Here is an 18633-nt window from a genome sequence, read left to right as displayed (position 1 = left end):
TCTCGGAGAATCACTCGTAGTAGTCGAACGCCTGCTCGGACCGGCGGAAACGGTAGACCGCCCAGATGGCCGCAGGGTGCTCGGGGGTGAGCGTCACCTGGGCGAAGGGGCCCTGCCACAGCCGGCGCTCCCCCGTCAGCAGCTCGTGCACCTGGTACGTCTCGTCGGGCTGGATGCCCAGCCGCTCCAGGGGCACGTGGAGCACGGCGTCCTGGGGGGAGTGGGGATCCATGCTCACCGCCACCAGCACCTGGCTGGCGCCGTCCGGGGTGACCTTGCTGTAGAACAGGACGTGCTCGTTGTCGGCCTCGTGGAACTTCAGGTTCCCGTAGAGCTGGAGCGCGCGGTGCTGCTTGCGGGCCTGGTTGATCTTGGAGATCCACTCGCGGATGTTGCCGGGCCGGTCGAGATCCCACGCCACGAGCTGGTACTTCTCCGAGTCCAGGTACTCCTCCTTGCCGTGCAGGCCCCGGCCCTCGCACAGCTCGTAGCCGCAGTACATGCCGTACGAGGAGGAGAGCGTGGCCGCCAGCGCCACGCGCAGGCGGAAGCCGCCGGGGCCGCTGCGCTGGAGCATCTCCGGGAGGATGTCCGGCGTGTTGGGCCAGAGGTTGCCGCGGAAGTACTCGGACACGGGCGGCGAGGTGATCTCCTCCAGGTACTCCTCCATCTCCGGCTTGAAGTTGCGCCAGGTGAAGTACGTGTAGGACTGGCTGAAGCCCACCTTGGCCAGGGCCTTCATGACCTTGGGGCGGGTGAAGGCCTCGGACAGGAAGACGGTGCCCGGGTGCACGTCCTGCACCTTGCGGATGAGCCAGGCCCAGAACTGGAGCGGCTTGGTGTGCGGGTTGTCCACGCGGAACACGCGCACGCCCTGCTCCACCCAGTGCAGCACCACCGAGGCCAGCTCCGCCCAGAGCGTCTCCCGGGCGGGGCCCATCCAGTCGAAGTTGACGATGTCCTCGTAGCGCTTGGGCGGGTTCTCCGCCGTCTTGATGGTGCCGTCGGGCCGGTGGAGGAACCACTCGGGGTGTTCCTTCACGTAGGGGTGGTCCGGCGAGCACTGGAAGGCGATGTCCAGCGCCACCTCGATGCCGTGCGCCTCGGCGGCCTTGAGGAAGTGGCGGAAGTCCTCCAGCGTGCCCAGCTCCGGGTGCACCGCCTTGTGGCCGCCCTCCGCGGCGCCAATGGCCCACGGGCTGCCCACGTCCCCGGGCTCCGCCTTCAGGCTGTTGTTCTTGCCCTTGCGCGCCGTGCGGCCAATGGGGTGGATGGGCGGCAGGTAGACGGTGTCGAAGCCCAGGGACTGGATGTACGGCAGCCACGCCTCGGCGTCCTTGAAGGTGCCGTGCGTGCGGCCATCGCGCAGGGCCGAGCGCGGGAAGAACTCGTACCAGGCGCCCGTGCGCGCCCGCTCCCGGTCCGCGAACACCTCCAGCACCCGGTCATACCGTGTGGCCAGGGAGCGGTCCGCGTGGCGGGCCGCGGCCACGGCGAGCTCCGGGGCCAGCGCGACCGCGATGTGGTCCGGCGAGGGGGGCTGCTTCAGCTTGCGGGAGGACTCGGTGAGCAGCCGATGGTCCTCGGCGAAGCCCGCGGCCTGGGCCCGGTTGGCGGCGGCCTCCAAGAACGCCGCGCCCTCCAGCAGCTCGCTGCGCACGTCGCGCCCGGCGTCCACCTTGCGCTTGAGCTCGGAGGCCCAGGTGGCGACCAGGTCCGGCCAGGCCTCCACGGTGTACTGGTAGCGGCCGTTGCGCGCGAGCGGGAATTCCGCGGTCCACAAATCATTGCCCCGCGAGCGCATGGGCACTTCGTGCCAGGGCGTCTCCTGCGAGGTGGGGTGGGTTTGGCGCCAGCGGACGACGGCGACAAGGACGTCGTGCCCTTCCTTGAAGACATCTGCCTCGACGGCAAGTGTGTCCCCCTCGACGCGTTTGACGGCAAATCGGCCGCCATCCAACTCAGGGCGGACGCTCTCGATGACCACGCTTCCAATTCGTGAGTTCATAAGGACGGCTGGGGCTTATAGGGCGGGGGGCCGCTTCTTCAGGGCATCACGATGCGAGGGACGTTGATGTTGAACGGCTCCGCGCACGGAGATGGTGGAAAGTGAACGTTCCGGGGGACCTTGGGGCAGTGCCCCGGGAGATCCAGGAACGGCATCAGTTGGCAAAAATGTGAGTTGCCACCCGAGGTTGCGGTATCCGGGAGTCCGACGGTGCTTTCCGATTCCCCTGCTACACAGGCGAGCGAGCTGACGGCGGACCAGGCCCTCCTCCAGCAGGTTGCCCTGGGCAACGCCGAGACGATGCGGACGCTCTATGCCCGGTGCTCCGGACGCGCCTGGTCCGTGGTGTTGCGCATCCTGGGCTCACGGGCCGACGCGGAGGAGGTGCTCCAGGAGACCTTCCTGGAGGTCTGGCGCCGGGCGCGCCAGTTCGACGCGAAGCGCGGCGGGCTGGAGACGTGGGTGGTGACGATCGCGCGCACGCGCGCCATCGACCGGCGGCGCTCGCTGAGCACCGTGGCCCGCGTCATCGCGGACGTGGCCTCGCACCCCCCGCTCATCAACCCGGTGGCGCCGCCGCCCTCGGAGCTGACCGAGCAGTGGCAGGACCGCAAGCGCGTGGCCGCGGCCCTGCGGGAGCTGCCCCGCGAGCAGCGGCTGATGGTGGAGCTGGCCTACTTCGAGGGGCTGTCCCAGCGGGAGATCTCCGAGCGCACCGGAGAGCCCCTGGGGACGGTGAAGACGCGCGTCCGGCTGGCGCTGGAGAAGCTCTCGGGGCTGCTGGCAGAGCCTCTCGGGCGCGGCTAGGGCAGCAGGGAGGTGCGGCGCAGGCGCTCGCGCAGGAGCTTGAGCCGCTCCTGCGGCTCGAAGCTGAAGACGAGGCGGATGTAGCGTTCGGCCACCGAGGAGCCCCAGTTCGTCATCGGCGTGGCGGCGACCTTCGCCTGCGTCAGCAGGATGGAGGCGGCGTCCGTGGCGCTGTAGCCCAGCGCGTGCGCGTCCAGCAGCAGGCTCCAGCCCCCATCGGGGATGACGACGGGCAGCCCCTCGAGCTGCTCGAGCATCAGGTCCCTCCGGGCCTTCCACTCGGCGATGGCCGCCGGGACGCCAGAGTTCTCGGTGCGCAGCGCCACCTCGGCGCCCTTCTGGGAGATGCCCGGCGGGGCGATGACCAGGTAGCTGTGCGTGTAGAAGACGTCCGCCATGACCTTGGGCGGACCGGCGATCCAGCCGATGCGCCAGCCGATCATCCGGTACTCCTTGGAGATGGAGCCGATGATGAGCGTGCGCTCCGGCATGCCCGTGAGCGAGGCGGGGTGGCGCAGGGGCAGCCCGTCATAGAGCACGCCCTCGAGGGCGGCGTCGTACAGCAGCCACAGGTTGCGCGTGACGCACAGCTCGCGGATGGCGAGCCACTCGGCCTCCGACAGCACGTGCCCCGAGGGCATGCCCGGGTTGGACAGCACCATGGCCCGGGTGCGGCTCGTCACCATGGCGCGCAGCATGTCCAGGTCCAGCCGCCAGCGCTTGTCCACCACCTTCATGGGCACGAACATCGGCACGCCGCCGGCGAAGGTGACCCGGTGAATCATCCCCGCGTACGTCGGATCCGTCAGCAGCACCTCGTCGCCCGGCTCGATGACGGCCAGCAGCGCGGAGATGAGCCCCTGCGTACCGCCCGCGGTGATGACGATCTGCCGGTCCGGATCATACGAGAGGTTGCTCTGGCGCTTGAGGCGCGCGGCCACCGCCTGGCGCAGGCCCGCGGTGCCCGTGAACGGCACGTAGCTGTTGGCCTCGCTGGTGCCCACCGCCTCGCGCGTGGCCGTGATGGCATCGGGCGGAGGCGGAAGATCCGTCGCGAAATTTTCCAGCCGGAGCACTTCGGGATCCGTGGAGGCCTCCGAGACCACGCGATCGACGTTGAACCCCACTACGCGCATCATTCGAGACGGACGCATTTCTCCTCCGGAGGCGCGGAACTATAGCCGCCCGGGTGGGAGGAGTGGATCCATGATGACGACTCCTGCGTGTTTCACTCCCGTGCTGGGCCTACCTTGTCTCCCAGGGTGGGCAGGGGGCCGGTTTCAGCGTTGTTTCACCGGGTAGTAGCCCACTTGGGTAACGAGTTGCTGGCCCTCCGGGGAGAGCGCGAAATCGATGAAGGCCTGGGTGACTCCGCCGGGGGTACCCCGGGTGTAGAAGAAGAGATCCCGGGAAAGGGGGTATTGACCGCTCTGGATGTTCTCGGCGGACGGGGCGATGGGCCTGCCCCCCTCCAGGATGTTCAGTTCCTTGATGCCCTTGGCATAGGCGGCCCCGCCGAAGCCGAGGCCGTTCTTCTCCTTGGAGACCGCGTTCACCAGCGCCGCGGTGCCGGGCAGGGACAGGGTGGAGGGAGCGAAGTCCTCGTCTCCCAGGACGCGCTCCTTCACGAAGACGTAGGTGCCGGAGGAGTTCTCCCGCGAGTGCAGGACGATGGGCGCGTCGAGCCCGCCCACCTGGCTCCAGCGGGTGAGGTCTCCCAGGTAGATGGCCTTGAGCTGGGCCACCGACAGCGCGCTGACGGGGTTGGACTCGTGGACGTAGAACGTCACCCCATCGCGGGCGACGGGGATTTCCCGGGCCTCCGTGCGGTGGCGCGCCTGGACCTGCTGGGCCTCGGACGGCTTGATGGACCGGCTGGACAGGGCGATGTCCGTGGTGCCGTTGACCAGGGCCGCCAGCCCCGTGCCCGAGCCCCCTCCGGTCACCTGGACCGACATGTCGGGGTTCACTTTCATGAAGGCCTCGGCCCAGCGCTGGCCCAGGAGCACCATGGTGTCCGAGCCCTTCACCGTGAGGTTCCGGTCCACTGGGGCCCCGCCCGCCGGGGCGGGCTCGGAGCGTTTGCACGCCGGCAGGAGGAGCATCCAGAGCGAGAGCAACGCAGGAAGGGCAGGCAAGCACCGCATCCCCGGAGATCTAGTCCAGGCGGCAAGGGGTAGGGAAAAGAACTCCTGGGCGGTGCGGGGCGCAAGACAGTCCGCCCCGCCCCCGATTGAGCCTGGGCGGAACCGGTTCTACGCTAGGCCCCCATGCTGACCGCCGTGTTCCTGTCCCTCTTCCTGGGCGCGGCGCCGAATGACGGCGCTTCGTCCGTATCCCCTCAAGCCCTCGACGCCCCTCCCGTGGCGGACGAGACCCCGACGGCCTGGTCCTGCACGGTGGACACCCTGCGGGCCGGCCGGGAGTGCGTTTTCGAGGCGGAGTTGACCTCCGCCGAGCCCACCCGCGAGCAGGGCTCCTCCAATGTCCGGCTCGTCCAGGAGATGGCGCGGAAGCTGTGCGCCGAGGCGTCCCGGTCCTCCTCGGACGAGGGGAGCTCCGGCGACCGCTCCATCGCCGCCGTCTGTGAGCGCAGGACCCTGGCCGTCGCCGAGGAGCGCTGCGCCCTGGAGGAGACCGTGCTGGTGGATGCCAAGGGGCGCTTCGCCCCCGACGCGAGGGCCTGCTACCGCGCGCTCGCCGGGGTGCTGCAGGAGGCTCAGATGCGGTCCACCGTGGCCAAGGCCTACGAGAAGGGGACGCCATGACGCGCATGTGGGGATGGCTGTTGCTGGGCGCACTCGGCGGTGGGTGCGCCAGCTCGCGGTCCGTCGAGATGCCCTCCGAGGAGGGACGTGCCTCCGCGCCGGGCGCCGGGAGGACGGCGCCCACGGCAGAGGGGTTCGACGCCAAGGCGTTCGCGGCGCAGTTTCCCAACCCCGCCGTCTGCGAGCGGCAGGCGCGCCGGTACCTGCCGGTGTCCCGCGAGAATGCCTGGTCGGCGCTGAAGGCGTGCGTGGAGAGCACCCCCTTCACGCAGCTCCAGGCGCTGATCGACCGCGCGTGGGCGCAGGAGCTGCGCACCCGTCCCGAGGGCGCGTCGCTGCTGGCCAAGGTGGTGGCGCAGCGGGGCGGCAGCGTGGAGGGAGACCTGCGGCTGCTGCATGAGCGCAAGCTGCCCCTCTTCTCGCTCGCCTCGGCCATCTCCCAGCCCGACACGTACAAGGGGCGCTACATCCTCGTCCGGGCGCAGGTGGGCGACAGGCGCAGCGAGGGGGAGAAGTCCACGCTGTGGCTCGTCGAGCAGGACCTCACCTCGGTTCCCCAGGAGGTGCAGCTCGGCACGTCGCACCGCCGGGAGAGCACGTTCACCACCACGGGAGACGTGGGCGGGCAGACCTCGCTCGGCAGCGGCACCGTGGGCGGCTCGCTGGCGCAGACCGAGCTGAGCCGGGACTCGGTCACCATCCCCGCGTACGACAACATCTCCAACGAGACGGGGCGCGAGGCACTCGGGCGGCTGGCGAGCCAGGACCCATTCCTGGAGCCGGGCCGGGACTTCATCATCCTCGCGCGCTTCGATGGAATGCGGACCACCTCCGGCGCCTCCGATGAGGAGGACGAGGGGCCGAGCATTCCCGTGTTGAGCATCGTCAGCTACTACACGCCCCATCCGCTGGTCGTTTACTGAGGGCCGGCCCCGGTGCTGCCTCCGGACGGAGGCAGCGGGGCGAGGCTCACGACTGCGGCTTGGTGTGCTTGTAGAAGAGGACCAACGTGTAGCAGTGGAACTCGTTGTCGCTCGACTGGCAGACGACCCGGTCCACGATCTCCAGGTCCGAGTTGCTGCGAAGCCAGCGGGTCACATTCTCGCCGAGTTCCTCGCGCTCCTTGGCCTTGGTCGCGGAGAACACCTTCACGCCCGTAAACATCGCCTTCCCCTCCTTCAAATCGTACGCCGTGGCGTCTGGAGGTTATCGCACATGCCCTTCCAGGGTGTCAAAAACCCGTCTGCTGGGCTGCTGGGGGTTTGCAGGTGGGACACCGTGCCTAGATTTCCCAAGTCGCACCGGGGGTCTGCGCTCCGGGAAGGGTCCTGGGGAAGGGTGGCGGCGAATGGGGGATGGGCAAATGGACGTCAAGACGAAGAAGGACCTGGCGGTGGACTTCATCAACGCGATCCGCACGATGGATCCGGCCGCTCTCAATGCGTTGATCGTCAAGGAGGCGGGCGAGGACCTTGCCCAGTTCTTCCTCAACTACAGCGCCAACCTGATTTCCAAGGACCCCTCGCGGGTGCTGGAGAACACCTCTTCGCTGATGCTGATGGGCTACCTTATCCGGACCTACGAAGAGAAGAATGGCCAGGCCGCCAAGGGGCTCTTCCAGTCCTACGCTTACGCGTAAGCGGCTTCATCAGCAGGGCGCCGGTACTCGACAGGCTCCAGCGAGCCTGTTAGGGAGCGGCGCCCATGCTGATTGACTTGCACGCTCACTCACACCTGTCCAAAGGCTGCGATCTGGACCCGCGCGCCGTGCTCGAGCGCGCGGCGCTGTTTGGCCTGGATGGGGTGGCCTTCACCGAGACGAACACGCAGGATGGCTGCGATGAGCTGTTCGAGATCGGCGCGAAGTCCAAGCTGAAGGTCTTCGTGGGGCTGGAGCTCGTCACGGACAAGGGCCAGTACCTGTGCTTCTTCCCGAAGCCGGAGCTGGCGCCCGAGCCCGTGCAGCTGTGGGGCAGCAACCGGGAGAAACCCTGGAGCGCCGCGGAGTGCCTGCCCAAGGTGAAGTCCCTGGGGGCCGTCATCGTCGCGGCCCGGCCGTATGACCGGGACTTTCCCAACCCGCCCATGGACGGCATCCGCTCGCTCAATCTGCTGAGCGCCGTGGAGGGCTACAATCCCAAGGTGAAGCAGACGGCCAACGACCTGGCCGTGGAGGCCGCCGAGGCCCTGAAGCTGCCCTGCACGGGCGGCAGCGATGCGCGCGGCTCTCTGGACGAGGTAGGCCGGGGCGCGACCTTCTTCAAGCGGGACATCGCCACCCAGGAGCAGCTCCTGGTGGAGCTGCTCAAGGGGGAGTTCTGGCCGGTGATGGCCGGTGAGCTGCCCCGGTTGACCCGCCCCGGCGAGGCCCAGGCGGGCGGCCGTGCCAAGGGCGGCAGGGGCGGAGGCGGGGGCGCCGCCAACAACCGCCGCCGCCGCCGCTAGGCAAGGGGCCCGGCTACGCCTGGACCAGCACGATGGGCTGGCCCTCGGGTACGTGCTTCATGGCCACGGAGTTCATGCAGTAGCGCAGCCCCGTGGGCGGAGGCCCATCCGGGAAGACGTGGCCCAGGTGGCCGTCACACCGGCCACAGCGCACCTCGGTGCGCACCATGCCGTACGAGCGATCGTGGTACTCCGTCACCGCGTCCGGCCGCAGGGGCTGGGTGAAGGACGGCCAGCCCGTTCCGGACTCGAACTTCACGCCCGCCTGGAAGAGCGCGTTGCCACAGCCGGCGCACACGTACGTGCCCGGCTCCTTGGTCCCCAGGAAGCACCCCGACCCGGGGGACTCGGTGCCGTGCTTGCGCAGCACCTCGTACTCCTCGGGCTTCAGGCGCTTGCGCCATTCCTCATCGCTCAGGATCAGCTTGTCCACCATGCGTGCTCCTCGTGTGCCACGACGCGTGGGCGTGGAGTCAACCTCCACACTGTCGGGTTGGAAAACAATGAATGTTCGGCTCCCGGACGCTTCGCAGCGTATTCCGTGGTGGGGCGTTGGCCAGCGTTCAGATGCCCAGCTTCTGCGACCATCAGGCACTTTGCCTTTCCGGAGGCCCACTAATTTGCGGCACCCAACCCAAGGGAGCCCTGTGAGCAAGACTGAGACCCAGAAGGTGTCGATCGACGAGCGCAGCAAGGATCAGGACCTGGCGAGAAACCGTTCGGACGGCACGGGCCAGTTCCTGACGACGGACCAAGGCATCCGTGTGGAGCACACCGATGACTCCCTTCGCGCCGGGACCCGGGGACCCACGCTGCTCGAGGACTTCCACTTCCGCGAGAAGATGATGCGCTTTGACCACGAGCGCATCCCCGAGCGCGTGGTGCACGCCCGGGGCGCGGCGGCCCACGGCTACTTCCAGGTCTACGAGTCACAGGCGAAGTACACGAAGGCCGCCTTCCTCCAGGATCCCTCGCAGAAGACGCCGGTGTTCGTGCGCTTCTCCACGGTGGCCGGCTCGCGCGGCTCCGCGGACACGGCGCGCGACGTGCGCGGCTTCGCGGTCAAGTTCTACACGCAGGAGGGGAACTTCGATCTCGTGGGCAACAACATCCCCGTGTTCTTCATCCAGGACGGCATCAAGTTCCCGGATGTCGTCCACGCGGTGAAGCCCGAGCCGCACCACGAGATGCCCCAGGCGGCCTCGGCGCATGACTCCTTCTGGGACTTCGTCTCGCTCGTGCCCGAGACGGCGCACATGGTCATGTGGATCATGTCCGACCGGGCCATCCCGCGCAGCTACCGCATGATGGAGGGGTTCGGGGTCCACACCTTCCGCTTCGTGAACGACAAGGGCGTCTCGCGCTTCGTCAAGTTCCACTGGAAGCCCTTGTTGGGGGTCCACTCGCTCGTGTGGGACGAGTCCCAGAAGCTGGGCGGCAAGGATCCGGACTACCACCGGCGCGACCTGTGGGAGGCCATCGAGCAGGGGGACTTCCCCGAGTACGAGCTGGGCGTGCAGATCATCGAGGAGGCGGACGCGGCCAAGCTCGGCGTCGAGCTGCTGGATGCGACGAAGCTCGTACCCGAGGAGCTGGTGCCCGTGCAGCGCATCGGCAAGCTCACGCTCAACCGCAACCCGACGAACTTCTTCGCCGAGACCGAGCAGGTGGCCTACTGCACGGCGAACATCGTGCCGGGCATCGACTTCACGGATGACCCGCTGATGCAGGCGCGCCTCTTCTCGTACCTGGACACGCAGCTCAGCCGGCTGGGAGGACCGAACTTCACGGAGATTCCCATCAACCGGCCGATCGCCCCCGTGCACAACCACCAGCAGGATGGGTTCCACCGGCAGACGATCAACACCGGCCGCGCCAACTACCACCCGAACTCCCTGAGCGGGGGCTGCCCGATGATGGCCTCCACCCGCCAGGGGGGCTTCGCGCACTTCCCGGAGAAGGTGGCCGGGGAGAAGACGCGCGTGCGCAGCCAGAGCTTCGCGGACCACTTCAGCCAGGCCGCGATGTTCTTCCGCAGCATGTCGCACCCCGAGCAGCAGCACATCATCGAGGCGCTCCGCTTCGAGCTCGGCAAGGTCGAGATTCCCGAGATCCGCAAGCGCGTCATCGAGGAGGTCCTGGCGAAGATCGACGGGACGCTCGCCGCGCAGGTCGCCCTGGGCGTCGGGGTCCCCGCGCCGAAGGCGGTGGCCTCGCCGAAGTCCGTGATCGACGCGTCTCCGGCGCTCAGCATCGAGAGCATGCCGAAGACCTCGATCAAGACCCGGCGCATCGCGGCGCTGGTGGCCGACGGCGTCGACGCCGCGGCGCTCCAGGAGCTCCAGGCGGAGATGAAGCGGCAGGGCGCGCAGGTGAAGGTCATCGCCAAGCACTTGGGCACCGTCACCGCCGCGGGCGGACAGGCCATACCGGTCGACAAGAGCGCCAACACCACCGCGTCCATCGAGTATGACGCCGTCTTCGTCCCGGGCGGGGCCGTGAGCGTGGAGACGCTGAAGCGGGATGGGGATGCGCGGCACTTCATCCTGGAGGCCTACCGCCACTACAAGGCCATCGGCGCCTCGAAGGAGGGCGTCGACCTGCTGAAGGCCTGCGGCCTCGACACCGGCGCGCCGGGCATCGTCGCCGACCCGGGCGGGGCCGGGACCGTGGCCACCGCCTTCGTCGACGCCATCAAGAAGCACCGCCACTGGGACCGCAAGGACACGGAGAGCATCCCGGCCTGAGTGGGGTCCCTTCCGGGCTATGGGCTGGGAGGGGGCGCGGCGGGCGCCTCCTCCACGCGGGTCAGGCGCCCGTCCGTGACGTAGGCGCGGCGCTTGCCCCCGGGGTAGGTCCAGGTCTCCAGGCGAGAGGTGCCCTGCAGCTCCCGGAGGATGCGCTCCGGGTAGCCCCAGGACATCTCCAGGGCCTCGGCGGGCATGCCCGTCACGGTCTTCTTCTGGCGGATGGCCTCCTTCACCTCCGCGCTGAACTCCGCGAGCCGGGGCTGGAGGGGCTGCGGCGACAGGAAGCGATCCACCTCCGCCTGGAAGTCCTGCCGCGTCTTGTGGTGTGGCGGCAGGAGGATGACCAGGGGCGGCCCCTCGGGAGCGCCCTCCACCTCCACATAGGCCCAGGGCCAGGTGCGCGGGGTGTAGAGGACGCGCTCGGCGACCACCCAGGCGGTGGGAAACTCCACCCGGAGGATGCGGGCGCGGGCCCCCGCGGGGAGCGTGGCCTGGATGGGGCCTGGCAGCACGGGCCGGCCCCGGGCGTCATCCAGCACCAGCACCTCCTCGGGAGGGTAGGGCGTGAGCAGCCGCAGGGAAGCATCCCCGAAGAACGGGGTGACGTGCATGGACAGGCGCAGGTAGCGCTGCGGCTCCGGGCGCGTGAGCGTCTGCTCCAGCGTGGCCCGGTCATCCGGTGCGAGCAAGGTGTGGGAGCTGCAAGCTCCCAGCAGAACGAACAAAACGGCGAACAGTCTCTTCACGGGGCCTCCCAAGGCGTGAGCGCGTGAGGGCCCTGCTTAGCTCAGCGGGTGGCTTGCGTCAGCGCCTCGGTGGTTCGAACGAGGGACTGGCACCCCCGCTGAGTGGGGCACACCGGACCCCGGCCATCGGGATCCGGGACCAGGAGGAAACGTCCCAGGCCGCGCGCATCCGTCAGCTCGGGATGACCGCACAGGACACAACGGCGGGGGGGCCGCTTGGAAGGAGGAAAGGGCACGGGCGGCAGTGTGCGCCGCCCCAGCACCCCTCGCCAGTTTCCGGTCCGCTAGGTCTTGGTGCTCGGCGCCGGCGTGGAGGCCGCCGGGGCCGGGCTGGAGGTCGTGCCCGTCGAGGACGACGCGCTGCTGGTGCTGGTGCTGGTGCTGGTGCTGGTGGAGGCGCTTCCCCCCGAGCTGGAGCTGGCCGAGCCGTCCTTCTTGGTGGAGCTGTAGAGATCCGAGTACCAGCCGCCGCCCTTGAGCACGAAGCTCGAACGGCTGACGACCTTGGTCAGCGTGTTCTCGGCGCCGCACTCGGCGCACGCGGCGGGCGCCGGATCGCTGATCTTCTGGAGCACGTCGATGATCTTCCCACAGCTCTGACAGGCGTATTCGTAGATGGGCATGGTGGTTTCTCGTCAGGGCGAAGAGTAATTCGAGTGGGCCTGGAGTTGCTTGCGCAACCCCTCGGACAGGCCCAGGCGGTCCAGGGCCCGGAGCACGAGCTCCTGGGGCGCACCGTGCTTGCGCGCGATCGCCAGGCACAACCCGGCCATGTCCCCGGCGTCCGGGACTTCGTTGCGGGCCAGCTCCTCCAGATCCTTGCGGAGCATGTCCATGAAGCGCTTCTTGATGCCAAGGTCCGCCAGGTACTTGTCACGGCCCAGCATGTCCAACCGCTGGGTGAGGTGTCGGCTGCCGAGCACCTCGCGCTGGCACCGCTCCCGCACCCCGTCCACCTCCGCCTGGAGCTGGAGCGAGCCGATGAGGCGCTGCAGCTCCGAGGGGCTGAGCCCCAGGGACCAGGCCACCCGGCCTGCGGCCCCGCGCTGCTCGGTGTAGGCGGAGAGGATGCCCTGCCGCTCGCGGGCAATCAGCCGGTCCATCAGCCCGTGGCGCTGCAGCACCATCTCCACGTCCGTCAGGGTCAGCTCGCCCCGGGGGCCGTTGTACTGCTCGGACAGGGTATGAAGCAGGGCGAAGCGGTGCTCGTTCTGCTCCAGCGCCGACGCGAGGAGGTCCTGGCCCTCGGCGTGGTTCAGCGTCTGGTAGCTGCCCTTGGGGGCGGCGACCTGGGTGAAGCGGCCCCGGGGCTTGGGCAGGGCCCGCTTGAAGGAGACGGGCTCCTGGGCATCGAAGGACACGGGCTCGGAGGGCACCTCGCGCTTGCGGGGCGCGATGCGCTCCTGAAGGGATTCAGCCGCCAGCCGGGCGGCCTTGTCCGCCTTCGACATACCGCCGTCGGCGGTGGGCTCGGACGGGGGAGGAGCGGGCGGAGGGGCGAACGTGAGCCCCGTGGGGGCCGGGGCAGGAAGGGGCGTCTTCTCCTCCTGGACGCGGGCCAGTTCCCGGACGACTTCGTAGTAGCCACATCCTTGGCGTTGGGCCGCGAGCTCGGCGGAGGTTCCCCGGAGGATGTCCACCACGGCGAAAGGCCCCAGTGGCGAGCGCTCCGGCTCCGCGTCGGTCAGCGTCCGGACGCGGAAATCATCCTCGTCCGCCAGCAGGGCGAGCGCCTCCCGGACCTCCGTGGGGGTTGCGGCGGATTTGGCGCGCCGGCAGAAGTCGGAGACGGCGACCGCCACCGGGGTTGGGACATCGTCGGGTTGCCGTCTTCTGGTCCACATGCTGGTCATGAAGGGAAAGCCACGGAAAAATGCTCGTTTACGAGGGCGGTTGCCTCTATCTTTCGCGCCGGATGGGTGTCAATGAGCCCGTCACACCTCAATGTAAACAGCCAGCCAGCAACGCAAGCGGCTGGACAGCAATCAGCGGACGAAGGCTTGCCCTCCAGGTCAACTTCCGTCAAAGCGGGTGAAGCGATGAGGCTCAGGAGTCGCCAGGAAATGGAAGAAGTCCGGTTGGTGGGAGGTGCGCTGCCCGTGAACGAGCAGGAGAAGAAGGAAGAAGTCCTCAATCGCTACATGGAGCAGCATGGCCTGAAGAGCACGCGCCAGCGCAGCCTCATCATCGACACGTTCTTCGCCATTGGCGGGCACCTGTCGGTGGAGGAACTGTGGAGCAAGGTGCGCGAGCAGGACGCCAAGGTGTCGGTGGCCACCGTGTACCGGACGATGAAGCTGCTCAACGACTGTGGGCTGGCCCACGCGCGCAACTTCGGGGACGGGCAGACCCGCTACGAGGCCGCCGCGGGGCGCGAGCACCACGATCACCTCATCTGCACCCGCTGTGGCCGCATCGTGGAGTTCGAGAACGACCGCATCGAGGCCATGCAGGAGGCCGTGGCGCGCAAGCACGGCTTCACGGTGACGTCGCACAAGATGGAGCTGTACGGCCTGTGCAAGGACTGTCAGCGCCAGCCGCCCGCGCCCAAGACCGAGGCATGAGCCGTCCGCGCCGGGCCCTGACGTGCGCGCTGCTGCTGGCCCTGGGCGCGTGCCGGAGCACGCCCTCGCCGGTGGAGGCCCCGGGCAACGGGTTCCTGAACGCCCTGGTCCTGCCCGCGGTGGGGCCCGTGCCGTACCGCCCCCGGGCCCTGTCTGGAAAAGTGGTCCTGGTCAGTTTCTTCGCCACATGGTGTTTCCCCTGTGTGGCGGAAGTGCCCACCTTGCAGGCGCTTCAGCGCGACCATGGGCCGGAAGGGTTGCAGGTGGTCGCCGTGGGGATGGACCTGGAAGGGCGCCGGGTGCTGGGGCCTTACGCCGACCAGGCCGCGCTCAACTACCCGATGTTGCTGGCGGATGAGTACCTGCGCTCGGGCCGGTCCGCCTTCGGCCACATTGGCGCACTGCCCATGACGGTCCTCCTGGACCGGGACGGCCGGGCGGTGTCCGCCTGGCAGGGGATGTCGGCACACGGGGAGCTGGAGAAGACGCTTCGCAAGCTGCTGAAGCGCTAGGGCGCGGCCGCTACAGGGCTGGAGCGGATTTCTTGCCCGGCAGGTGGCCACTGGTACCTTCCGGCCGCTCATGACGGCGCAGAGAAAATTCCTGGTGATGGCGGTGGTGGCGGGGGCCCTGTCCTTGGCTTCCGTGGCCGATGCCCGGGGGTTCCGCCGCTACCTCACGTTGCGGCAGGACGTCGAGTCGCTCCAGGAGCGCAACCGCCTGCTGGCCGTGCAGAACGAGACCCTGCGGCGTGAGATTCAAGCCCTGCGCAAGGATCCCGCCGCCCTCGAGCGTGCGGCCCGCGAGGAGCTCGGCTATGTGAAGCCAGGCGAAATCGTCTTCCATCTGGAGGCCCCATGAACGCGCTCTCGGCAGTTCCGCTGATGCCCAAGCTCGTCCGCCACGCGGTCCGGTCGATTTCGCTGCTGGCCGTGTTTTGGGTCTTCCTGCACCTGGCCCGCGGGGGCTTCCGGGGGCTCGACACGCTGGGGTGGACCGACGCGTGCCTCGTGCTGTTCCTGCTCCTGGGGCTGGGGGTGTCCGCCTGGCGCCGCGTCCGGCGCAATGCCCTGGGCTCGGTCATCGAGCTGCGGGACGACCTGGAGCTGGGCGGCGGCCTCATCGCCACGGCCTTCATCGTCGTGGCCATCGGGGGCACGGCGCTCTTTCCCCTCATCTATCTGTTGATGGCGTTCCTGGTGGCCTTCCTGCAGCGCAACGCGGGGCTGACGCTGCTGGGCGTGGCGCTGGCCTTCGACGCCCTGGTCACCCTGGGGGGCCCGGGCCCGAGCAACGGGGCCGCCTTCGCCACGCACGCGTTCTTCCTGTCGCTCTTCGCCGGCATGTACCACGTGGTGCTCTCGGCCCGCATCGCCGCGGCCCGCCACGCGGAGAGCGGCGCGGTGCAGAAGCGCATCAAGGAGGTGGAGGAGCGCGCGCGCACCTTCCGCCTCATCAGCTCGGGCACCCAGGACAGCTTCAGCGGGATGAACCAGGACGAGAAGTGGCTGGTGGCCTCGGTGAAGGAGATCGAGGGCGCGGTGGGTGCGGTGCTGGAAGTCGCCGAGACGGCCCTGCGCACCCACACCTGTGCCACCTTCCTGCTCGACTCGGATGACCGGGGGCTCAAGCTGCACGACTGCCGCTCCGCCTCGGATCGCGTGCAGCGCGAGCGCTTCAACGCCGGCGAGGGCATCATCGGCGGGGTGCTCAAGCGCCGGGCCCCGGTGCGGATGAACTCGCTGAACGGGCTCAAGGGCATCACCTACTACGAGAGCGCGCCCGCGGTGCAGGCCGTGCTGGCCGTGCCCATCATCGAGGTGGACGGGCTGGTGCGCGGCGTGCTGGTGGCGGACCGCGTCACCAATGATCCGTTCTCCGACCAGGACGAGCGGCTGCTGACGACGCTCGCGGGCGAGGTGCTGCGCGCCATCGAGGTGGAGCGGGTGATGACGTACATCCGCAAGAGCCGGGACGAGAAGGACCGGTTCTTCCGCGCCATCGAGGAGCTCAACCGCGCGGGCAACCCGGAGCAGGTGTTCATCGCGGTGCTGGAGAGCGCCCGGCAGATCGCCAGCCTGGACTTCTGCGCCGTGACGCTGGTGAGCGAGGTGGACGGCAAGCGCATGCACCGCGTGGCCCGGATGACGGGCGTCACCACCGGCGGCAAGGCGCTGGAGGGCCAGTACTTCCCGGACAACAATGGCCTCGTCGCCAACGTGGTGCGCTACGGCGCGCCGCTGCCGGGCCGGGACATCAAGGCGATGGAGCGGCAGATCGTCTTCGACGAGGAGACGCAGATCAAAGGCCTGGGCGCGCTGAAGATCTTCCCGCTCACCGCGGGTGACCGGATCCTCGGCACGCTGGTGGTGGGCTCGCGCAAGAAGGTGCTGGATCCGGACGTGCTGCGGATGCTGGAGGTCATGGCCATCCAGGCGGCGCAGGCGGTGCTCCGCGCCCAGCTCTTCGAGCAGATGGAGCGCATGGCCACCACGGACGGCCTCACGGGGCTGCTCAACCACCGCACCTTCCAGAGCAAGGCGGACGAGCACCTGGCGCAGGCGCGGCGCTACCAGCGCAAGCTGTCGCTCATCCTCACGGACATCGACCACTTCAAGAGCGTCAACGACACATACGGCCACCCCACGGGGGATGCCGTGCTCCGCGGCGTGGCGAAGATCCTCCGCGAGAAGGCGCGCGACACGGACATCGTGGCCCGCTACGGCGGCGAGGAGTTCGCCATCATCATGCCGGAGACGGACGCCAAGGGCGCCCTGGTCATCGCCGAGCGCATCCGCGAGGCGGTGAAGGCCGAGGTGTTCCAGACGGAGATGGGGCCGCTGAAGGTGACGCTGTCCCTGGGCATCTCGACGGGCCCGGACCACGGCTACGACAAGCAGCACCTCATCGATCTGTCGGACCAGTGCCTGTACCACGCCAAGCGCAACGGCCGGAACCAGTCGGTGACGGTGGCCCAGATGCAGGGCGGCCGGAAGCTCCAGGTGGCGGAAGCGGGGTAGTCCGGTCCGTCCACGGGGCAGGGGGTAGGGGTGACCATGCGGGATGTGTGGCTCCCAGTCCTCCTCGTGGGGGCGCTGTACGCAGCCTCGATGGGCGCGGGGTGGCTCGCGGCCGGCGCGGCCTGGCGCCGGAGGCTGGCCGTGCTCGTGTCCGGCGCGGTGCTCCTGCTGCCCTTTCTCGCTCCCGCGGACCTGCCCACCTTCCGGGCCTTCTTGGGGTTGGGGGGCGTCTGGTTCCTGGCCCGCGTCGTGGAACTGACGCGGGCCTACCGGAGCTTCCCGGCGTGGGACCGGATGCGGCATGCCGTGGCCCCGCTCGATGTCCGCAAGGCCCGGAAGGCCGCTTCCCGGCTCGATGGGGCCGCGCTGAAGCGTCTGGCGGTGGCCGCGCCCCTTGTGGGGCTTGCCTGGGGAGTTCTGGCCTACGGATGCCCGCTGCTCTCGGGTGGCCTTCGCCTCGCCGTGCGCTGGGGGGCGGGCCTCGTGTTCCTGTACACGGCGGTGGAGGCCGCCATGGCGCTCGTGCTGATCGCGTATGGCCTGCGGGGGATGGATCCTCGCCCGCTGCACGAGGATCCGCTGCTCTCGCGGACGATCTCCGAGTTCTGGAACCACCGCTGGAACCAGACCGTCCACCGCTTTCTGAAGCAGCACGTCTTTGTCCCCGTGGCCCGGCGGAGGGGCGTCTGGGGCGGAACGGCCGCGGTGTTCGGGGTGAGCGCCCTGGGCCACGCGGCCTTCATGCTGCCCGCAGTGGGCCCGTTCTGGGCCGGGATGATGGGGGCGTTCTTCCTGATTCAGCTGCCGCTGGTCTGGCTCGAGCGCGTCCTGGCCGTGGGACGGTGGCCGGCGCCGCTCGCCCACCTCTGGACGGTGACGTGGCTGAGCGCCAGCTCACCGCTGTTCGTCGAGCCCTGCCTCCAGATCGTCGACACCTGGGGCGGGGGCTGAGCTCACGGCGTCTTTTCCAGGGGCTCGTCGGAGTCGTCGGGGCCGAGCGTCTCCAGGGTCTGGTTCATCCCGATCTGCACCTTTTCCATCAGGCGCTTGAGCTCGTTCATCTCGGTCACGGAGAGGTGACGGCTCGCCTCGCTCTCCACCCAGTGGGACGCGTCGCGCAGCACCTCGAGCTCCGCCCCGGACGCGGGGGTGGCCTCCAGGCGCACACAGCGCCGGTTCTCTCCCGCGCAGCGCTTCACGAGCCCGTCCTCCTCCAGACGGTCCACCAAGCGGCTCGCGGCGGGCGCATCCACCATTAATCGCTCGGCCAGGGAAGCTTGGGTGTGGGCCTCCTGTTTGGCGATGTATTTGAGGGCCAATAATTGTTGAAAGGGCCTGCGGGTCCGCTTGCTCAGCCGGCGGGTAATGAACCGGTGCAACGTTCGGCGCAGAGATGCCACTTGCTCGGCGAGGTTCATCGGCGTATGAAGATGCTTGTTCTTGACAACAATTGTCAATAACACTGAACGGGCTGTCCCGCAGAGGGCGACCGGGCAGCACACAAGGCTCCTCTCTCCTGAACGTG

At 68.8% G+C, this 18633-nt stretch carries 20 protein-coding genes; 11 read left to right on the top strand and 9 right to left on the bottom strand.

Annotated features, from left to right (window positions below):
• Window positions 1-10: 10 nt before the first annotated feature.
• Window positions 11-2008, bottom strand: coding sequence for an alpha-1,4-glucan--maltose-1-phosphate maltosyltransferase (locus tag KY661_RS05735; RefSeq protein WP_225409246.1), 1998 nt, complete (start codon window positions 2006-2008; stop codon window positions 11-13).
• 174 nt (window positions 2009-2182) lie between these two features.
• Between KY661_RS05735 and KY661_RS05730 the strand changes: the two genes are divergently transcribed.
• Window positions 2183-2815 (top strand): RNA polymerase sigma factor, encoded by a 633-nt coding sequence (locus KY661_RS05730; RefSeq protein WP_263436740.1) that lies wholly within the window; start codon window positions 2183-2185, stop codon window positions 2813-2815.
• Here the strand turns inward: KY661_RS05730 and KY661_RS05725 are convergent.
• Window positions 2812-3969, bottom strand: coding sequence for a pyridoxal phosphate-dependent aminotransferase (locus KY661_RS05725; protein WP_075005557.1), 1158 nt, complete (start codon window positions 3967-3969; stop codon window positions 2812-2814). The genes KY661_RS05730 and KY661_RS05725 overlap by 4 nt on opposite strands.
• A gap of 126 nt (window positions 3970-4095) precedes the next feature.
• Window positions 4096-4962 (bottom strand): phosphate ABC transporter substrate-binding protein, encoded by an 867-nt coding sequence (locus KY661_RS05720; RefSeq protein ID WP_225409244.1) that lies wholly within the window; start codon window positions 4960-4962, stop codon window positions 4096-4098.
• Between the two features lie 123 nt (window positions 4963-5085).
• Here KY661_RS05720 and KY661_RS05715 point away from each other — a divergent pair, with 123 nt between their 5' ends.
• Both KY661_RS05715 and KY661_RS05710 read left to right on the top strand, forming a co-directional pair.
• Window positions 5086-5583, top strand: a complete 498-nt coding sequence (locus tag KY661_RS05715) for a hypothetical protein (protein ID WP_225409243.1) — start codon at window positions 5086-5088, stop codon at window positions 5581-5583.
• Window positions 5580-6506, top strand: coding sequence for a hypothetical protein (locus tag KY661_RS05710; protein ID WP_225409242.1), 927 nt, complete (start codon window positions 5580-5582; stop codon window positions 6504-6506). Before KY661_RS05715 ends, KY661_RS05710 begins: the two co-directional genes overlap by 4 nt.
• 46 nt (window positions 6507-6552) lie before the next feature.
• Here the strand turns inward: KY661_RS05710 and KY661_RS05705 are convergent, their stop codons facing one another.
• Window positions 6553-6747 carry a hypothetical protein gene (locus KY661_RS05705; RefSeq protein WP_075005553.1) on the bottom strand — a complete coding sequence of 65 codons (195 nt, stop codon included), beginning with the start codon at window positions 6745-6747 and terminating at the stop codon, window positions 6553-6555.
• A gap of 199 nt (window positions 6748-6946) precedes the next feature.
• Between KY661_RS05705 and KY661_RS05700 the strand changes: the two genes are divergently transcribed.
• Together KY661_RS05700 and KY661_RS05695 are read left to right on the top strand one after the other, a co-directional pair.
• Window positions 6947-7222 carry a hypothetical protein gene (locus KY661_RS05700; RefSeq protein WP_037583969.1) on the top strand — a complete coding sequence of 92 codons (276 nt, stop codon included), beginning with the start codon at window positions 6947-6949 and terminating at the stop codon, window positions 7220-7222.
• Window positions 7223-7287: 65 nt separating this feature from the next.
• The gene (locus KY661_RS05695) at window positions 7288-8028 is read left to right on the top strand and encodes a PHP-associated domain-containing protein (protein ID WP_225409241.1); all 741 of its coding nucleotides are present in this window, start codon (window positions 7288-7290) and stop codon (window positions 8026-8028) included.
• 13 nt (window positions 8029-8041) lie between these two features.
• Here the strand turns inward: KY661_RS05695 and msrB are convergent, their stop codons facing one another.
• Window positions 8042-8464, bottom strand: a complete 423-nt coding sequence (gene msrB / locus KY661_RS05690) for a peptide-methionine (R)-S-oxide reductase MsrB (protein WP_075005551.1) — start codon at window positions 8462-8464, stop codon at window positions 8042-8044.
• Between the two features lie 211 nt (window positions 8465-8675).
• Here msrB and KY661_RS05685 point away from each other — a divergent pair, with 211 nt between their 5' ends.
• Window positions 8676-10775 carry a catalase gene (locus KY661_RS05685; protein ID WP_398577146.1) on the top strand — a complete coding sequence of 700 codons (2100 nt, stop codon included), beginning with the start codon at window positions 8676-8678 and terminating at the stop codon, window positions 10773-10775.
• Between the two features lie 17 nt (window positions 10776-10792).
• On the opposite strand, the gene KY661_RS05680 is transcribed toward KY661_RS05685, so the two are convergent.
• The 3 genes from KY661_RS05680 to KY661_RS05670 all read right to left on the bottom strand — a co-directional run bounded on the left by KY661_RS05680 (window position 10793) and on the right by KY661_RS05670 (window position 13368).
• Window positions 10793-11524 carry a DUF2845 domain-containing protein gene (locus tag KY661_RS05680; protein WP_225409240.1) on the bottom strand — a complete coding sequence of 244 codons (732 nt, stop codon included), beginning with the start codon at window positions 11522-11524 and terminating at the stop codon, window positions 10793-10795.
• A 284-nt stretch (window positions 11525-11808) separates the two neighbouring features.
• Window positions 11809-12147 (bottom strand): FmdB family zinc ribbon protein, encoded by a 339-nt coding sequence (locus KY661_RS05675; protein WP_225409239.1) that lies wholly within the window; start codon window positions 12145-12147, stop codon window positions 11809-11811.
• A 12-nt stretch (window positions 12148-12159) separates the two neighbouring features.
• Window positions 12160-13368, bottom strand: a complete 1209-nt coding sequence (locus KY661_RS05670; RefSeq protein ID WP_317987219.1) for a hypothetical protein — start codon at window positions 13366-13368, stop codon at window positions 12160-12162.
• Window positions 13369-13587: 219 nt separating this feature from the next.
• Here KY661_RS05670 and KY661_RS05665 point away from each other — a divergent pair, with 219 nt between their 5' ends.
• From KY661_RS05665 to KY661_RS05645, 5 genes are all read left to right on the top strand, one after another.
• On the top strand, window positions 13588-14088 hold the full coding sequence (locus KY661_RS05665; protein WP_177233461.1) for a Fur family transcriptional regulator: 501 nt from the start codon (window positions 13588-13590) through the stop codon (window positions 14086-14088).
• Complete coding sequence (locus KY661_RS05660; protein ID WP_225409237.1) at window positions 14085-14600, top strand: TlpA family protein disulfide reductase; 516 nt, start codon at window positions 14085-14087, stop codon at window positions 14598-14600. Before KY661_RS05665 ends, KY661_RS05660 begins: the two co-directional genes overlap by 4 nt.
• 70 nt (window positions 14601-14670) lie before the next feature.
• Window positions 14671-14949, top strand: a complete 279-nt coding sequence (locus KY661_RS05655) for an FtsB family cell division protein (RefSeq protein ID WP_225409236.1) — start codon at window positions 14671-14673, stop codon at window positions 14947-14949.
• The gene (locus tag KY661_RS05650; RefSeq protein WP_225409235.1) at window positions 14946-17108 is read left to right on the top strand and encodes a sensor domain-containing diguanylate cyclase; all 2163 of its coding nucleotides are present in this window, start codon (window positions 14946-14948) and stop codon (window positions 17106-17108) included. Before KY661_RS05655 ends, KY661_RS05650 begins: the two co-directional genes overlap by 4 nt.
• A gap of 36 nt (window positions 17109-17144) precedes the next feature.
• Window positions 17145-18059, top strand: a complete 915-nt coding sequence (locus tag KY661_RS05645) for an MBOAT family O-acyltransferase (RefSeq protein WP_225409234.1) — start codon at window positions 17145-17147, stop codon at window positions 18057-18059.
• 2 nt (window positions 18060-18061) lie between these two features.
• On the opposite strand, the gene KY661_RS05640 is transcribed toward KY661_RS05645, so the two are convergent.
• Entirely contained in the window at window positions 18062-18571 is a 510-nt protein-coding gene (locus KY661_RS05640; protein WP_225409233.1) for a MarR family winged helix-turn-helix transcriptional regulator, read from the bottom strand.
• Between the last annotated feature and the right edge of the window lie 62 nt (window positions 18572-18633).

The sequence above is a fragment of the Allostigmatella hybrida genome (assembly GCF_020103775.1).
Taxonomy (GTDB): Bacteria; Myxococcota; Myxococcia; order Myxococcales; family Myxococcaceae; genus Hyalangium; species Hyalangium aurantiaca.
The sequence above is the reverse complement of the archived record's forward strand: the minus strand, read 5'-3'. Positions and strand labels throughout refer to the sequence as shown.

Bases quoted from the DNA above. Each gene is read 5' to 3' on its own strand.
- KY661_RS05700 (WP_037583969.1), top strand. From the start codon at position 6,947: ATGGACGTCAAGACGAAGAAGGACCTGGCGGTGGACTTCATCAACGCG.
- KY661_RS05735 (WP_225409246.1), bottom strand. From the start codon at position 2,008: ATGAACTCACGAATTGGAAGCGTGGTCATCGAGAGCGTCCGCCCTGAG.
- KY661_RS05720 (WP_225409244.1), bottom strand. From the start codon at position 4,962: ATGCGGTGCTTGCCTGCCCTTCCTGCGTTGCTCTCGCTCTGGATGCTC.
- KY661_RS05715 (WP_225409243.1), top strand. From the start codon at position 5,086: ATGCTGACCGCCGTGTTCCTGTCCCTCTTCCTGGGCGCGGCGCCGAAT.
- KY661_RS05705 (WP_075005553.1), bottom strand. From the start codon at position 6,747: ATGTTTACGGGCGTGAAGGTGTTCTCCGCGACCAAGGCCAAGGAGCGC.
- KY661_RS05650 (WP_225409235.1), top strand. From the start codon at position 14,946: ATGAACGCGCTCTCGGCAGTTCCGCTGATGCCCAAGCTCGTCCGCCAC.
- KY661_RS05665 (WP_177233461.1), top strand. From the start codon at position 13,588: ATGGAAGAAGTCCGGTTGGTGGGAGGTGCGCTGCCCGTGAACGAGCAG.
- KY661_RS05675 (WP_225409239.1), bottom strand. From the start codon at position 12,147: ATGCCCATCTACGAATACGCCTGTCAGAGCTGTGGGAAGATCATCGAC.
- KY661_RS05725 (WP_075005557.1), bottom strand. From the start codon at position 3,969: ATGCGTCCGTCTCGAATGATGCGCGTAGTGGGGTTCAACGTCGATCGC.
- KY661_RS05645 (WP_225409234.1), top strand. From the start codon at position 17,145: ATGCGGGATGTGTGGCTCCCAGTCCTCCTCGTGGGGGCGCTGTACGCA.
- msrB (WP_075005551.1), bottom strand. From the start codon at position 8,464: ATGGTGGACAAGCTGATCCTGAGCGATGAGGAATGGCGCAAGCGCCTG.
- KY661_RS05660 (WP_225409237.1), top strand. From the start codon at position 14,085: ATGAGCCGTCCGCGCCGGGCCCTGACGTGCGCGCTGCTGCTGGCCCTG.
- KY661_RS05655 (WP_225409236.1), top strand. From the start codon at position 14,671: ATGACGGCGCAGAGAAAATTCCTGGTGATGGCGGTGGTGGCGGGGGCC.
- KY661_RS05710 (WP_225409242.1), top strand. From the start codon at position 5,580: ATGACGCGCATGTGGGGATGGCTGTTGCTGGGCGCACTCGGCGGTGGG.
- KY661_RS05670 (WP_317987219.1), bottom strand. From the start codon at position 13,368: ATGTGGACCAGAAGACGGCAACCCGACGATGTCCCAACCCCGGTGGCG.
- KY661_RS05695 (WP_225409241.1), top strand. From the start codon at position 7,288: ATGCTGATTGACTTGCACGCTCACTCACACCTGTCCAAAGGCTGCGAT.